We start from the raw sequence: 15,689 nt of genomic DNA on the forward strand, positions 1-15,689 counted from the left end.
GGCTGGCTTCAATCCCATAGCAGAATTTGCAGGTTCGATTTGACCGGCACGGTCAAGCCGCCGGTGCCGCTGACCGGGGTTTGCGTGCCGCGCAGCGGGTCGTACAGCGTCGCGCTGGCAAGGCCCGGCAAATGCGCGTTGCCGCCCTGGGCCGCCCAGAAAAACCACAACTTGCGCCCATCGGCGCGGGTCCAGCCGATGCTGAACAGCCCGTCGGGCAATTGGTCGGCTCTGGGTGGGTCGCCGGGGGTGAGGCTCGGTCCGCTCACATCGAGAAAGTACTTCAAGGCGGTGTAGACAGGTTTGGGATTGGCGTCGATATCAAGCAGGCCGTAGGACTGGTCGCGCACGCTGGCGCGCTGGTCGAGGTCGCTCAGGGTGAACAGGAACGTACGGTCGTAATCCAGCGCGCTCATCAGCGCCAGGCGCCGCACTACGTAATCGGCCTGGCCTTGCAGGGAGATGATGTCCTGGGCGTCCTTGGGGCCGGTGTAGGTGGACCAGCCCCACTCAGTGGTCCACAGCGTTTGCACGCCGCCTGCGCGCAAGGCCTGGTTGAGCGCGGTGGTTTTAGCGATGAAGTCCAGGTTGGCCGGGTCGTTACCCTCAGGCAGTTGGGTGTAGGGGTGGTAGGCAATCACCGTATTGAGGCTCGCGATACCCAGCGCGCCCAGAGCGTCGAACATGGTCTGGCCGTTGGGCATCTCACTGAAGAAAGCCATGCCGGCGGCCACCACCGGTTTGTCCGGGCGCATGGCACGCAGCGCAGCGGCGGCGGTGGTCAGCAGCGTGGCGTAACCCGCGGGATCAGCCACTGGGCGCCAGAAGCCGAGCAGGTTCGGCTCGTTCCACACCTGCCAGGCGTCCACGCTGGGGTAACGCTCGGCCAGCAGCGCCATGCGGTTGGCGAACACGTGCGGGTCTTTGGGCGGGTACTGGTCCTGATAGGGCGCGCCCGCCGGTGCGGTGGTGGCGAAGGGCGCTGAACCGACCAGATAGAACACCGACTTGAGCTGGTTGTCCTGCAGCTTCTTCACCAATTGGTCGAGGGTTGCGACCTGGTATTGGTTCTGCACCGGCTCCAGTTGATCCCAATGCAGATCCAGGCGCACCCACTCCAGGCCCAGCGCCTTGAGACGGTCGATCTGCTTCTGGTAGCGCTCGGGGCTGAACCACAGGAACTGCGCGTTAACGCCCAGAAAGTCCTTCCACACCAGCACCTTGCTGCCCTTGAGTACATGGCTTTCGGCGTCGGCCTGGCGCCCCCACAGCACGGCGCCCAGGCCCAGCGCCGCAACCAGCACAAGCGTCAAAACGTACGTGCCCTTACGCACCATGGGGACCTCCCACAATTGCCTGCTTGAAAAGTTGCCTGAACTGCTGCGCGGTCGACGGCCACAATCGTTCTCGGCCGATTTCCCCGGCGCGCTCGGCCCAGTCCCGCGCCAGTGTCGGTGTACGGGCCAGGCGCAGCAGTTGCGCACTCAGGGCGGCCACATCGCCCTGGGGATAGATCGCGCCATTGCCACTGGCGACCTCTTCGGCGAACGCCCGCGCATCCGAAGTGATCGCCCCACGCCCGCACGCCGCCGCCCATGACAACGCACCGCTGGTGCCACGCTGGCGCCCCAGCAGGCCGAGTTTTTTCGACTCGCGGTAGGGCAGCACCATCACATGATGGGCCTGGATCGTCGCGGCAATCTCATCGGCCGGCAGGTTCAATTGCCAGTCGATGGCGTCGGCCAGCTGGAGGTCGGCGATCTGGCTGTGCAACTGGTCAAGGTAATTGCCCCCTGCGCCGAACGCCATTTCCGCAGCCGTGCCACCGGCCAGTGTCAGCCGCACGCGGCCCCGCAACTCGGGCGCTTGCCTGAACACGTCGGCCAGGGCCTGCAACAGGTCCTCGATGCCTTTGCCCCGGTAGATGAACCCGAAGTAAAGCAGGCGCAGCGTGTCCAGCGGTGGCAACGGCGCCGGTGCAATTGCCAGGTTGGCGTGGTTGATCACCGCGACTTTGCCGGCCGCCAGGCGCATGCGCTGACTCAGGCACTCGGCCCCTAGGCGCGTCAGGGTGACCAACCGGGTCAAACCAGCGGCGACCTGGCGCTCTTCGCGCAACGTCAGCGGATCGGCCAACACCACCGCCGCCTGCGGCAACGGGCTGGGCAATCGCTCCAGCAGTTGCAGTGGAAACGGCAGGCGTTCGCGGCGCCACACCATGCGCTCCGGGTCGTGCACCGTGGCGGTCAGCGGCAGGGCAGGGTAGGCCTTGTGCAGTTCGCGCAGGGCCAGAAATTCCCCCAGTCGTCCGCCGCCCAGCTCGCCGTGGACCAGGTCCACGCTGTGCCAGTCGAACGTGTCGATGGCCCGCTTGATCGCCGCGCTCGATCCTTCGACGCCGCTCAACGGTGTCAGCACCGTCACACCCAACTGTTCCAGCGCCAGCTTGAAATGGTTCGCGTAATCGGCGATGCCGTTTTTCTCGGGTGGCAAAGGAGCCAGCAGGGCAATGCGCATCAGAACACCCCCCGGTACTTGGCAATGGTCTTGAGCACTTTGGCCGGTACCTCGAACCTTCGTCGGTTGATAATGATGCCGTCCACCTTGCCGAAGGCCGTATTGAGGATCGACAGCGCATGCTCCACCACCGGCACCGTGCTTTTCTGGGCCTCCACTACCAACGCAATCAGATCGGCCCGTCTGAGGCTGACAAAGGCGTCGCGGTTATCCAGCAGCGCTGAGGCATCGAGCAGCACCACTTCTCCCGGCGAGGCCGTCCGCGCACCTCCGACGCGGACCGTGATGCCATTTTCCTGAAGCAGTTGTCGTAATTGCGCCACCACAAAACTCACCCCTTCGCCGTGGCGCGCCGAGGTCAGGCCGAGTGTCATGCCTTGTTCGGCTATTCGTTCCGGCTCAAGCAGACCGTAGAGTCGGTAGATGCTGGCATTGAACGCGTTGGTGCTCTGCGCGGTGCTGGTGTCCAGCTCCGGCAGGGTGGTCCACAGCGGCAGGCCGAACTTGCGTTCCACCAGCCCGCCGTCGTGGATACGCTGATCGAGCAGGTAGCACAGGTACACCACCAGCAGGCCGACGACGATGGCGAATGGGATCGCCAGTGTCAGCATCACCAAGGTTTTCGGGAAGATGCGCCCCGGGTTCAGGGTGGCTTCTTCGATCACCGCAATGTTGCTGATCTGGCTGTTGTCCAGTTCACGGTCGATGCGCGATTTTTCCAGGTTGTCCACATACAGCGCGTAGTTGCGCTCGGTGGCGCTCAGCTCGCGGGACAGGCGCGTCAACTCCGGTTCAATCTCCAGGGCCTGCTTGCGCTGGGCTTCCAGATTGACCAGTTGTTTCTGCTGCTGAACCAGTTGGGTACGCAGCGCCAGGTTATTGCTGGACTCGTCCAGCAGCACCCGTTGCAGGTGGATTTCCAGGGTATTCGGCGCGCGGTTTTCCGAGCTCTGTACGGTGTTGCTTTCAGCTGCCACCTGTACCTGCATGGCACGGATCGATGCATCCAGGGCTTTGACCGGCGGTGCGTTATCGGTGTAGGTGCGCATCATGTCGGCGCGTTCCAGCAGCTTCTGGTTGAGCAGGCGGCGCAGATCCTGTTGCTGCGGATTCAGCGCAATCTGGCGCACCGTGGTCACTTCCTTGGGCTGGCTCTTGAGCTGGGTGCGGGTGCTCTCGATGGCGCTGTCGGAGGATGCGATCAGGCGTGTGGTGTTGAAGGTTTCGCCGCGCAGCACGTTGATGCGCTCAGACAGATCCTCCAGGCGATCGGTGATGCTCGCCGCGCCGATTTCGTTCAAGTGCGTGAGGATCTGCTCCTTGTAGCTCTTGATCTCGGTGGCGCTGTTGGACACCTGGCCCTCATAGAACGCGTAGAGGCTTTTGCGCCCCAGCGCCTGGGTACGCTCGTTGATGTAGATCTCGACCCAGCTTTTGACCACGGCCTGGGCGATCTGCGGGTCGCCCCACTTGAAGGTGATGTCCATCACCGTGGAACCGGCCGCGTGGCTGACCTCGAAGCTTTGCTCCAGGCCTGCGGCCAGGCGCTCGACCGGAGTGGTTTTTTCAATGACGCCCAGGGATTCCAGCACCACGCGCACGCCATCGGAGATCGCGGCGGTGGCATTTTTGACATGGTATTTGCCCAGCTTCCAGACGCCTTCCGGCGGCGGCTGGTTGGCCAGCACTTCCAGGTAACGCTCGGCGACCGCCCGCACAATCGGGCGTCCGGTCAGCAGGCGCTCCTCGTCGACAATCGGGTCGCGCTGGGTGCTGGGCATTACCAGCGCCTGACGGTTGCTGATCTCGATGGGCAGCGTCGAATCACGCCCCGGCTTCACCAGCAGGCGCGCGGTGGATTCATACTTGGCCGGCAGCAGGAACGCCCCCAGCAGGATAATGACCAGCGCAGCGATGGCTGCCAGCTTGAACTCGTGGCGGAAGATGAAAAACAGGCGCAGAAGATCACGAAAAGAACGGATCTCGATCATGGGATGTCGCTCCTTTAGTTGGTGCCGCCGCTGGTTCGGGAATAGTTGTAGCCAACCCCGATGGACTTGGTGAACGGAATCAGCTGGTTCAAGTAGGTGTCCACTCCCTGGATACGCTCGCCCACGTTGGATTTGGGCACGAACACCACGTCGCCGCGTTGCAGTCGCACCGGTTTACGGCCGACGGGGCCGGTCTTGAGGTATTGGCTGAAGTCCAGGAAGTAGGCGCGGTAGGTGCCCTCGGCATCCTCACGCAGCAACGCAACCATGCTTGCGTTGCCCGCGGGGTTCACGCCGCCGGCGCCGACAATCGCCTGTTCCAGTGTGTTGGCGATACCGATCTGCACCGAAGTCGGGTTATTCACCGCGCCGCCGACGATCACCGAGTTGCTCGGTGCCTGGTTGATATTCACCGTCACCCGCGGTTCGCGGTACACCGGTGCAAGTTTGTTGCTCAATTCGGCGGCCAACTCCGAGGGCTGGCGCCCGGCGACCTGCAGTGGCCCCAGGAACGGGTAGTTGATCTTGCCGTCGGTCTGCACCGTGTACAGCGTCAGCTCGTAGATGGTGCTGACGTTGAACGCCGACAGCGTCGGCATCTCCCCGGCATCGCGCACGATACGCAACTGGTCGCCGACGCGGATGCGTTCCACCGCCGGTGGCAACTGGGCCAGTTGGTCGAGGGCGCGCTTGCCTTCCTCCACCGCCTGGTCATCCGGCGTGACAATGCGGGCCGGCGTGTTGCACCCGGCCAGGGCGAGCATCGCTACAACAAGCAAGATTTGTTTCATCATAGGTGACTTCCTGTAGGTCATGATGCTCACTTCCAATAGCCGGGGAACATGCTGATGCGTCGCTTGACCGCAACGGGGAGGCGGCGCTCCAGGTGGCCCAGGCGATAGCCGAGCAACTTGAACGCACTGCGCACCAGCACTTCGGGGACGCGGTGCAGTGCACCGGCCTTGCGCAGTGCCGCCAGCTCCGCCAGCACGTAGCGTTTACCTTCACCGCCGGCATCGCCAAAGGCCTGGCGAATCCACGGTTCGCGACCGTAAAACACGCCAATGTCGAAGTAGCGGTGAAATTCATCCATGACACGGTAATCGTGGGAGTGGTACACCCGCGCCGAGGCGGCGTAGCGCACCTTGTAGCCGTCGAGCAGCATCCGCGCGGCCACGTAGGCGTCTTCGCTGCCGATCACATCGGCGGGGAAGCCACCCACGGCTTGCAGTGCGCTGCGCCGGTACACCGAAAACGAATCGGAACTGAAGCAGGTCTTGATCCCCAGTTGCGGGGCGTCGGCCAGGCTTTTGCTGCGGCTCTGGGCCGGGTAGTTGAAGTGCCGCGACTGCGCGCCGAGCACACCGGCGTCCGGGTGCGGCAATTGGCGCCCGTAGGCCACGCCGTTGAGCGGGTCCTGCTGCAGTTCATCGAGCAGGTTGGCAAACGTTTCGGGGTCGGCAGGAATCGCGTCCTGGGTCATCACGATCAGCGCATCGCCGCTCACCTGTTCGCTGGCCCAGCGCCGCGTGCCGCCGTGGTTGAAATCGCGGGCGTCGATCACCTCGACCCGGGCGCCGAACTCGCGAAAGCGCGCCACTGTGTCATCGCTGGAGGCGCTGTCCACCACCAGCATCTCGTCCGGTTGCCTGGTTTGCATCTTCAGCGCAGGCAACAGCCGCGCCAGGTGGCCGGCGGCGTTGCGGGTCGGGATGATCAGCGAGGTGCGCATGTCACTTCTTCACGTCGGCAGGCGCGCGCCCGTAGATATCGTCAAAGCGCACGATATCGTCCTCGCCCAGGTACTCGCCGCTCTGCACCTCGATCATCACCAGATCGATGATGCCGGGGTTGGTCAGGCGATGCTTGTGCCCGGCGGGAATATAGGTGGACTCATTGGCGTTGATCAGAAATTCGCGCTCGCCATTGGTGATCTGCGCAGCGCCGCTGACCACCACCCAGTGTTCACTGCGGTGATGGTGCATCTGCAACGACAACGACGCCTGCGGCTTGACCACGATGCGCTTGATCTTGAACCGGCTGCTTTCCTCCAGCACGGTGTAGGTGCCCCAGGGCCGGGTGACGGTGCGGTGCAGGCTGTACGCCGGATGGTTCTGGCGCTTGAGTTCGGCAACGATATAGCGCACATCCTGGCTGCGGTGGGCGTCGGCAATCAGCAGGGCATCGGGGGTGTCGACAATGATCAGATCGCGCACGCCCACGGCACCGAGTACGCGCTTGGGCGAGTCGATGTAGCAGTTGTGTACGTCATGCAAAATCGCTTCGCCGTTGATCTGGTTGCCATGGGCATCGCTCGGCGTGAGCTGGCGCAGGGCTTCCCACGAGCCGATGTCGCTCCAGCCGATATCGCAGGGCACCACGGCCACTTGCGTGGATTTCTCCATCAGCGCCACGTCGATGGAAACGTCCGGCGCGCTGCCGAAGGCCTCTGCGTCCAGCTCACGCTGGCGCGAGGTTTTGTTCTGCAGGTGCTGGCTGTGCTCCAGGGCCGCGCGGGCCGCCTGCAATACCTCGGGCGCGTAAGTGGTCAGTTCGTCCACCAGGGTTTTGGCCTTGAAGCAGAACATCCCGGCGTTCCACAGGTGCTTGCCGCCGTCGAGGTAGGCTTGTGCGGTGGCCAGGTCCGGTTTCTCGACAAAGCGCTGCACGCGGTTGCCGGTGCTCAGTGCCTCGCCTTTTTCGATATAACCAAAGCCGGTTTCCGGGTGGTCGGGCTGGATGCCGAAGGTCACCAGAAAGCCTGCCTCGGCCAGGTCACGGGCCTGGGTCACGGCGGCGGCGAACGCAGTCTCGTTGTGGATCAAATGGTCGGCGGGCATCACCAGCAGTTGTGCGTCATCGCCAAAATGTTCCTGCACATGCAGCGCCGCGACGGCAATGGCGGCGGCGGTATTGCGACCGAACGGCTCCAGCAGCAGGTCCAGGGGCAGGCGGGACGGGTTGACCAACCGGTAGTCATCGAGTGTACGAAACAGCATCTCGCGGTTGGTCACCGTCAGCACGCTCTCCACACCGGGCAGGCGTGCGGCACGCTGGAAGGTCTTCTGCAACAGGCTCTGGCCATCGCGCATGCGCATGAACGGCTTGGGCATGTTCTGGCGTGACACCGGCCACAGCCGCGTGCCCGACCCACCGGAAATAATGCAGGGTATCAATCCGTTGAGGGTATTCATCAATAGACTTCCTTGGTGGACAGAACGGCGGGAACCGTCATGAAGACGATGTACAAGTCAAACCACACCGACCACTTGGAGATGTATTCCAGGTCGTACTCGACACGTTTCTGGATCTTGAACAGAGTGTCGGTTTCACCCCGGTAACCATTGATCTGCGCCCAGCCGGTAATGCCCGGTTTGACCCGGTGCCTTGAGCTGTACTCGCTGACCGCCACCTCGAAGGGCACGCCGGCAGCCTTGGTGGCAGTGGCGTGAGGGCGCGGGCCGACCATCGACATGTTGCCCAGCAGCACATTGAACAGCTGCGGCAGCTCGTCGATGCTGGTCTTGCGGATGATGCGCCCGACGCGGGTGATGCGCGGGTCGTGCCGGGTGGTTTGTTGTTGCGCGGTGAAATCGCTCTGGTCGGTGTACATCGAGCGAAACTTGAACACCCGTATTTCATTGTCGTTGTAGCCAAAGCGGTTCTGGCGAAACAACACCGGGCCCCTGGAGTCGAGCTTGATCGCAATGGCCGTGATGATCATCACAGGCGACAGCGCCACCAGCGCCAGGCTCGCCAGCAAACAATCTTCAAGACGTTTGATCACCGGCGACCAGCCGCGCAGCGGTAACTGCGACGTGTTGAACATCAGGATGCCGCCCACGTCGGTGATCTTGCTATGGCCGTAGCGCAGCGCGGCCATGTCCGGCACCAGCATCACGTTCACCGACAACTGTCGCAGACGATTGACCAACCCATGGATGCGCTGCTCCGCAGCCCAGGGCAGACAGATCATCACCTGGTTGACCTGCTCGGCGCGGATCAGCTTTTCCAGGTCGCGGGTGTTACCCAGCAATGGCAGATTGCTTAACTCCTTGGGGATGCGCTCGGTGCGATCATCAATAAAACCGATCAGACCGGAGCGGATATCGCCGTTGCGTTGCAGGTGGTCGGCAACGTGCACGGCGGTGTCGGTAAACCCAAGGATCACCGTGCGCTGCAGGTACTTACCCTTGCGCATCAAACTGCTGTAAAGGCGCAGCATCAACAAACGTTCGAGACAAAACAGCCCAAGGCTGGCGAAGTACCAGGTCAACAGGTTACGTGGCGTCAATTGTGGAAAAAATTGCAATATCTGATACATGAACAGCAGGATGCAGAAGGCGGCTGACCAGGCCTTGACCTTGGTTTTCAATCGGAGACGGTTGCTGAACAATTCCTCCGAATAAATGCCCAATGCCTGAAACAAAATGATGGTCAGAAACGCAAAAAATACGAGCAGACCAAGGAAGTGCGAACGCATCTCTGGGTTCATCGGATCGATGAAAAAAACCAGTACCAGCGGGGGTAATATCGCACTTAGACCATGAATAAATTTGACAAAAACAACAAAAAACTCAACAAAACCGGCACGCGTTAAAAACAAGCTATCGACTGATGACTTTTCTCGCATAAAACATCCCTCATTGCACTCCATGCGTTTAACCGGTATGCGTTAGTAGTGCATTAAACTCGGCTACGCTGGTGAAATCGCAACTAATCAATCCAAATGCGACAAATCCATTCGAAGGGATCTTGCGGAGCAGTGGCTAAAGGAAGTGTTCCTCATGGTTGCTTAGTCAACGAATTGACGGTGGTGCGGATGCAGCGTTCTAAAGGTGTTAAGCAGGTTTTTCTGAGGCATTTTATTGACATTCCTTGTCTGGATACTTGGTTAGAGGAGGGTGTGTTTTTGAGTGTAGGAACAAAAATGAAATTTTTCCTGCTCAACAGCGAAGGTTTTTCAAAAGGCGGTGGGAAAGGGGGACAAGGAGAAGGTGGAAGTTACGACTAAGCGCCGTGGCTGCGGGGTTTTAACGAAGTGGAAGTTGTCTTTTTAACTTCAAAAATAAATGGAAAAAAGTTATTCGAAGGACGATAGCGACCATTTTGAATGGTGGTGCTTGTTCCCGACGGGGCGGCATTACTCGGTAAAAAATGTGGGAGCGGGCTTGTTCGCGAAAGCGGTGTGTCAGTCACAGGATTCAGCGAATGACACACCACCTTCGCGAGCAAGCCCGCTCCCACATGGATTCTGCGTTTTCAGCCTAATCGCGCGGCCGCGCGTGCGGTAATTTCACCTCGTACCTTGCGTGACTCGGCGGTGCGCTTGTGGGCTTCGTCCAACACATGCTGTGGCGCAGTGTCCGGGCGCCCGGCGTTGAACGGTGGCGCGGGTGCGTATTCGATCTGCAACTGCACCAGTTGCGCCGCCGCTTCGCTGTACAGCTCCGCTGCCAGCACCAGCGCAAAGTCGATCCCTGCCGTAATGCCGCCGCCGGTGAAGAGGTTGCCGTCGCGCACCACGCGCTCCTGTATCGGGATTGCCCCGAGCGGGGCGAGCATGTCGTGGTAGGCCCAATGGGTGGTGGCCTTGCGACCGCGCAGCAAACCCGCTGCGCCGAGTACCAGCGAGCCGGTGCACACCGAGGTCACGTAACGCGCAGTGAGCGACTGGGCCTTGAGGAAGTCGAGGGTGTCGACATCTTCCATCAGCGCACCGACGCCGGCACCGCCGGGTACGCAGAGCACATCCAGGTTGGGGCAGTCGGCATAGGTCATGGTCGGCGTGAACACCAGGCCGGTGCTGGAGGTGACCGGTGCGAGGTCCTTCCATACCAGATGTAATTTCACGTCCGGCAGCGAGCCCAGTACGTCGTAAGGGCCGGTGAGGTCCAGTTGCTGAATGCCGGGGAACAGCAGGAAGCCGATCTGCAAGGTCATGAATGAAACTCCGCTGAGAAGAAGTAGACGCTTGCACTGTAGAAGCCTAGGCTCTGGCGTATACGCCATTGAACCCACAAATCGCGCCAATCATGCCCAGAATCATTCACGTACTCGCTTTTGATAACGCCCAGGTGCTCGATGTGACCGGGCCATTGCAGGTGTTCGCATCGGCCAATGATCTGGCCCGTCAGCGTAGTCAGACGTTGCCGTATCGCGTCTCGGTGATCGCGGCCCAGGCCGAACCGGTCATGACTTCCGCCGGCCTGGCGCTGGTGGCCGAGCCGTTGCCGGCGTTCGACACGCCGTGCGACACCCTGGTCATCGCCGGTGGCTGGGGCGTCTACGGTGCCGCCGAGGACCCGGCGCTGGTGCAGTGGGTACGCGCAAAGGCCCGGCACACGCGGCGCATGGCTTCGGTATGCACCGGTGCTTTTCTGCTGGCAGCCAGCGGCCTGCTCGACGGTTGCCGCGTCGCCACCCACTGGACACGTTGCGAGGAACTGGCGCGCAAGTTTCCCGCGTTGACGGTGGAGCCAAACCCGATCTTCATCCAGCAGGGCGCCGTGTGGACGTCGGCCGGTGTGACCGCCGGTATCGACCTGTGCCTGGCGCTCGTCGAGGAAGATCTCGGCCGCGCCGTGGCCCTGGAGGTGGCGCGGCACCTGGTGGTGTTCCTCAAGCGCCCCGGCGGGCAGTCGCAATTCAGCGTCACCCTGTCGCTGCAAAACGGCGGCAGCCGTTTCGCCGAATTGCATGCCTGGATCGCGGAGAACCTGACGCTGGACCTGAGCATCGCCACCCTGGCAGCCCAGGTCGGCATGAGCGAGCGCAGCTTCGTGCGCCACTACCGCGCCGAAACCGGCCAGACTCCCGCTCGCGCCGTCGAACTGATCCGCGTCGAAACCGCCCGCCGGCAACTGGCGGACAGCGCAGCGTCGATCAAGCGCATTGCCGTGCAGTGTGGGTTTGGTTGCGAAGAAACCTTGCGCCGCAGCTTCCTGCGCGCAGTGTCGGTGACACCTCAGGCATACCGGGAGCGTTTTTCACCGGCGTAGCCATGGTGCCAATTGAAACGGCCCTGCCAAACAAGTAGCTCCTGTGGCGAGCGCCAATCCCTGTGGGAGCTGTCGAGCTTCAGCGAGGCTGCGATGCAGGCGACTCGGTATGGTAGGTACACCGAGGTGATCCCATCGCAGCCTCGCCGGGGCTCGACAGCTCCCACATTTGATTGGGGTCGACTGTGAGGGTGTGTCCGGCGTGAGACTTGCGAATGGAAATACAGACCACACCACCGATCTTCTGTGGGAGCTGTCGAGCTTTAGCGAGGCTGCGATGCAGGCAACTCGGTCCAGCAGGTACACCGAGGTGATCCCATCGCAGCCTCGCCGGGGCTCGACAGCTCCCACATTTGATTGGGGTCGACTGTGAGGGTGTGTCCGGCGTGAGACTTGCGAATGGAGATACAGACCACACCACCGATCTCCTGTGGGAGCTGTCGAGCTTTAGCGAGGCTGCGATGGGATCGCTGCGGTGTATCTGCCAGACCGCATCGCCTGTATCGCAAGCCTTATCCTGCGGGGAGGGGGCTTTTATCGTTGCAGCAATTCCAGCAACGCCGCCAGGGTCGCTCGCGGTGCTTCCTGAGGAATATTGTGGCCCACGCCAGGCAATACCTGGCGTCGATAAAACCCGCTGAAATGTGCGAGGTCTTCATCTTCTTCCGGCGCAGGACCTACGCCGTCGTCGGCCCCGCACAACGAAATACTCGGCACTGAAATCGGTGGTTGTTGCGCCAGCGCCTGTTCAATGGGTTCCAGCGCAGGATCACCCGGGGCGTACATGAATCGATGGCGATAGGAGTGAATCACCACCTCGACAAAGTCCGGGTTATCGAATGAAAGCGCGGTCTGCTCATACAGGCTCGGTCCTTCTGCCCACGACGGCGACCAAAGCGCCCACAGCAATCGGCAGAGCTCGCGGCGGTTGTCCGTCAAACCCGTCGCGCCGCGTGGGGTGTGAAAATAGTACTGGTACCACAGTCGATGCTCCGTCGCAGGCGCTTGAGGCTCGTCGGAGTGGGCAATGTCCTGAATGTTGTAGCCATCCCCGGTGACCAGCCCACGCACCCGCTCCGGCCACAGTGCCGCGACGATACAGGCAGCGCGCCCGCCCCAGTCGTAACCGGCCAGCGTGGCTTGCGCAATCGACAGCGCATCCATGAAGTCCAGCAAGTCCCTGGCCAGCGCCGCTTGCTGCCCCGAGCGCATCACCTGTGTGTTGATGAACCGCGTCGGCCCGTAGCCGCGCAAGTAGGGCACCAGCACGCGATAGCCCTGCTCGCCCAGGACCGGCGCAATCCCATCATAGCTGCGCGGGTCATAGGGGAAACCGTGCAACAGAATCACCGGTTCACCGTCGGCCGGGCCATGGGCCTCATAGGCCATGTCCAGCATGGAGGTACGCACGTAAAGCAGCGGGGCAGGGCAGTTCATCGTAGGCTCCTATCGACGCGTCAAAAGTTAAACCCTATGGTCACGGCTGCCACACCGTCTTCTCCCCACTCAACTTCCTGTCCAGAAACGTCGCCGCGCTGATCAACGCCAGATGGCTCAGCGCCTGGGGCGTGTTGCCCAGGTGCCGTGCCTGGGTGTCGAATTCTTCGGCGTACAAGCCCAGCGGGTTGGCGTAGCGCAGCAGTTGCTCGAATTCCAGGTGGGCCTTTTCCACCTGGCCGGCGCGGGCCAGGCATTCGACATACCAGAATGAGCAGGCCGCGAAAGCGCCTTCGGTGCCCTGCAGGCCGTCGATCTGGCTGTCGTCGTTGCGATAGCGGTAGACCATGCCGTCGCGTACCAGGCTTTTCTGGATCGCGGCCAGGGTCGACAGCCAGCGCGGGTCGGTGGCGGCGACGAAGCGTACCAGCGGCATCAGCAGCATTGAGCCGTCGAGGGCGGTGCTGCCGATGTGCTGCACGAAATGCCCTCGCTCCTCGTTCCAGAAGTTTTCCCAGATGTCGGCGTAGATCGCCTGGCGCGTCTGGTCCCAGCGGGCGAACGGCGCCGGCAGCGAACGTTTGGAGGCCAAGCGAATCGCGCGGTCCAGCGCCACCCAGCACATCAGCCGCGAGTGCAGGAAGTGATGCTGTTCGCCGCGCATCTCCCAGATGCCCACATCCTTGGTGTTCCAGATTTCGCAGACCTGGTTCGCCACGTCCACCGTGTGTTTCCAACCCTCATGGGAGATGGCTTCACCGTATTTGTTCACCAGGTAAACCGCGTCCATCAGCTCGCCGTAGATATCCAGCTGGACCTGATCGAACGCTTCGTTGCCGATGCGCACCGGCGTGGCGCCGCCATGGCCGCTGAAGTGATCCAGGGTGTCTTCCGGCAACTCCTGGCGACCGTCGATGCCGTAAAGAATGTTGATCTTGATCGACTGGCCGCAGCAGTCGCTGACGCGGCCCTTGAGCCAGCGCATGTAGCTGTTGGCTTCCTCGATAAATCCCAGGCGCATGAACGCGTAAACCGTGAAAGAAGCGTCGCGGATCCAGGTGTAGCGATAATCCCAGTTGCGCTCGCCGCCGGCAGTTTCAGGCAGGCCGAAGGTAGCTGCGGCGATGATCGCGCCGTGTTTGCGCGAGGTCAGCAGTTTCAGCGCCAGGGCCGAGCGGTTGACCATTTCGCGCCAGCGCCCGCGGTAATTGGATTGGCTGATCCAGCCGCGCCAGAACTTCAAGGTGCGTTCCAGGTAGAGGTCGGTGCAAGCGTTGGTGACACGTGGATCATCCTCACCGCCGAGCACGAATTCGGCACCTTCGTCCTGGGCCAGACTGAAGCTGGCGACGGCGGCATCGTCTTCGAGGGTCAGCGGATGGCTGCCGCTCAGGCGCAGGCCTGGCTGGTCGGCGGCGCTGAACAGCACGCCGGAATTGGCCATCTCGGCGCGGGTGGTGGCCCGCGCATAGTCATGGCGCACGGCGCAGCGCAGGTGAATGGTCGCCTTGCCGCTGACCACGCGCACGCGACGAATCAACAGCGGCAGGTCATCGATATCCTCACTGACGGTGAGCAGATCGGTGATCTCCACCACGGCTTCGTCACTCAACCAGCGGGTTTGCAGCACATTGGTGTCGGGCAGGTAGATCTGCTCGCGACGGGCGTCAGGCAGGTCGGGGGTGAGCTGGAAAGTGCCGGCTTCGGGGGTGTCGAGCAACGCGCAGAAGATCGACGGGCTGTCGAATTCCGGCCAGCAGAAAAAGTCGATGCTGCCCTTGTCGTTCACCAATGCTGCGCTGCGCATGTCGCCGATGATGCCGTGCGCGTCAATCGCGCTCTGGGGTTCGTTTCTGAAATCAACCATTGCCACGAAACTCCGGATAAAGGCTCATGCCGCCGTCAATGAACAAGGTGCTGCCGACCACATAATCGGACGCGTCACTGGCCAGCCATACCACCGCATTGGCCACGTCTTCCACGTCGCCAACCCGGCCATAGGGGATCAGCTTGAGCAGCTCTTTTTGCGCCGCGCCTTCGGTGGCTGCGCGGTTGATCGCCGTGCGAATCGCCCCCGGCGCAATGCCATTGATGCGAATGCGCTGCTCGCTGACCTCCTGGGCCAGGGTGCGCATCAACATCTCCACACCGCCTTTGGACGCTGCGTAATTCACATGGCCGGCCCAGGGAATCAACTGGTGCACCGAACTCATGTGGATGATCTTGCCGGCCGCGCGGGAAACACCTTCGCGCACACCCTGGCGATTGAAAATGCGCACCGCTGCACGGGCGCAGAGGAACTGGCCGGTGAGGTTGACGCCGATCACGGTGTTCCAGTCGTCGAGGGTCATATCGACCAGGTTGGCGTCCTTTTGCAGGCCGGAGTTGGCGACCAGAATATCCAGGTGACCGAATGCGTCGAGGGTCTGGGCAAACAGATGCTCCACGTCAGCCTCTTTTGACACATCGCCGCCGATGGCAATGGCGCGGCCGCCGTCGGCATTGATCTGCGCGGCCAGGGCTTCGGCCGGTGCCGCCTGGGAATTGTAATTGAGCACCACCGCCGCGCCGGCTTCGGCCAGGGCCTTGGCGGCGCCTGCGCCGATGCCGGAGCTGGCACCGGTGACCAGCGCTACTTGTTGCTGCAATGTGATTTGCATCGGCCCACCCACTGATTGTTGAGAGTCCCTTGTGCTGACTGGCGGGCAGCGCTGGAAGTTCAGGGCCATGCATGATTGCCCGC

General features: G+C 62.0%; 13 protein-coding genes. 2 read left to right on the forward strand and 11 right to left on the reverse strand.

The window, feature by feature from the left end:
* Positions 1-8 precede the first annotated feature (8 nt).
* From VRB54_RS08705 to VRB54_RS08735, 7 genes are read right to left on the reverse strand one after another with little or no spacing between them, the layout of a single operon-like run.
* Positions 9-1,337 (reverse strand): GH39 family glycosyl hydrolase, encoded by a 1,329-nt coding sequence (locus VRB54_RS08705; protein ID WP_338480394.1) that lies wholly within the window; start codon positions 1,335-1,337, stop codon positions 9-11.
* Positions 1,327-2,517: a glycosyltransferase gene (locus tag VRB54_RS08710; protein WP_338480395.1), complete on the reverse strand. Its 1,191-nt coding sequence runs from the start codon at positions 2,515-2,517 to the stop codon at positions 1,327-1,329. The genes VRB54_RS08705 and VRB54_RS08710 overlap by 11 nt, the downstream gene beginning before the upstream one ends.
* Positions 2,517-4,508 carry an exopolysaccharide transport family protein gene (locus VRB54_RS08715; RefSeq protein WP_338480396.1) on the reverse strand — a complete coding sequence of 664 codons (1,992 nt, stop codon included), beginning with the start codon at positions 4,506-4,508 and terminating at the stop codon, positions 2,517-2,519. The genes VRB54_RS08710 and VRB54_RS08715 overlap by 1 nt, the downstream gene beginning before the upstream one ends.
* Before the next feature lie 14 nt (positions 4,509-4,522).
* The gene (locus tag VRB54_RS08720; protein ID WP_338481070.1) at positions 4,523-5,299 is read right to left on the reverse strand and encodes a polysaccharide biosynthesis/export family protein; all 777 of its coding nucleotides are present in this window, start codon (positions 5,297-5,299) and stop codon (positions 4,523-4,525) included.
* Positions 5,300-5,328: 29 nt separating this feature from the next.
* A complete protein-coding gene (locus tag VRB54_RS08725; protein ID WP_338480397.1) occupies positions 5,329-6,240 on the reverse strand; it encodes a glycosyltransferase family 2 protein in 912 nt (303 codons plus the stop codon).
* Position 6,241: 1 nt separating this feature from the next.
* A complete protein-coding gene (locus tag VRB54_RS08730; RefSeq protein WP_209980858.1) occupies positions 6,242-7,702 on the reverse strand; it encodes a mannose-1-phosphate guanylyltransferase/mannose-6-phosphate isomerase in 1,461 nt (486 codons plus the stop codon).
* The gene (locus VRB54_RS08735; RefSeq protein ID WP_060549840.1) at positions 7,702-9,141 is read right to left on the reverse strand and encodes an undecaprenyl-phosphate glucose phosphotransferase; all 1,440 of its coding nucleotides are present in this window, start codon (positions 9,139-9,141) and stop codon (positions 7,702-7,704) included. The genes VRB54_RS08730 and VRB54_RS08735 overlap by 1 nt, the downstream gene beginning before the upstream one ends.
* Before the next feature lie 189 nt (positions 9,142-9,330).
* On the opposite strand from VRB54_RS08735, the gene VRB54_RS08740 reads away from it, so the two are divergent.
* On the forward strand, positions 9,331-9,522 hold the full coding sequence (locus tag VRB54_RS08740; RefSeq protein WP_338480398.1) for a hypothetical protein: 192 nt from the start codon (positions 9,331-9,333) through the stop codon (positions 9,520-9,522).
* A gap of 248 nt (positions 9,523-9,770) precedes the next feature.
* Here the strand turns inward: VRB54_RS08740 and inhA are convergent, their stop codons facing one another.
* Entirely contained in the window at positions 9,771-10,451 is a 681-nt protein-coding gene (gene inhA, locus VRB54_RS08745) for an isonitrile hydratase (protein WP_338480399.1), read from the reverse strand.
* A 92-nt stretch (positions 10,452-10,543) separates the two neighbouring features.
* Between inhA and VRB54_RS08750 the strand changes: the two genes are divergently transcribed.
* On the forward strand, positions 10,544-11,509 hold the full coding sequence (locus tag VRB54_RS08750) for a GlxA family transcriptional regulator (RefSeq protein ID WP_338480400.1): 966 nt from the start codon (positions 10,544-10,546) through the stop codon (positions 11,507-11,509).
* 534 nt (positions 11,510-12,043) lie between these two features.
* On the opposite strand, the gene VRB54_RS08755 is transcribed toward VRB54_RS08750, so the two are convergent.
* Genes VRB54_RS08755 through VRB54_RS08765 form a run of 3 tightly spaced genes read right to left on the reverse strand, consistent with a single transcriptional unit; the run spans position 12,044 to position 15,606 of the window.
* On the reverse strand, positions 12,044-12,946 hold the full coding sequence (locus VRB54_RS08755) for an alpha/beta hydrolase (protein WP_338480401.1): 903 nt from the start codon (positions 12,944-12,946) through the stop codon (positions 12,044-12,046).
* Between the two features lie 40 nt (positions 12,947-12,986).
* Positions 12,987-14,813: a glycoside hydrolase family 15 protein gene (locus VRB54_RS08760; RefSeq protein WP_338480403.1), complete on the reverse strand. Its 1,827-nt coding sequence runs from the start codon at positions 14,811-14,813 to the stop codon at positions 12,987-12,989.
* Positions 14,806-15,606 carry a glucose 1-dehydrogenase gene (locus VRB54_RS08765; protein ID WP_338480404.1) on the reverse strand — a complete coding sequence of 267 codons (801 nt, stop codon included), beginning with the start codon at positions 15,604-15,606 and terminating at the stop codon, positions 14,806-14,808. The genes VRB54_RS08760 and VRB54_RS08765 overlap by 8 nt, the downstream gene beginning before the upstream one ends.
* Positions 15,607-15,689 lie beyond the last annotated feature (83 nt).

It is taken from the genome of Pseudomonas trivialis, assembly GCF_036864995.1.
Lineage (GTDB): Bacteria > Pseudomonadota > Gammaproteobacteria > Pseudomonadales > Pseudomonadaceae > Aquipseudomonas > Aquipseudomonas trivialis.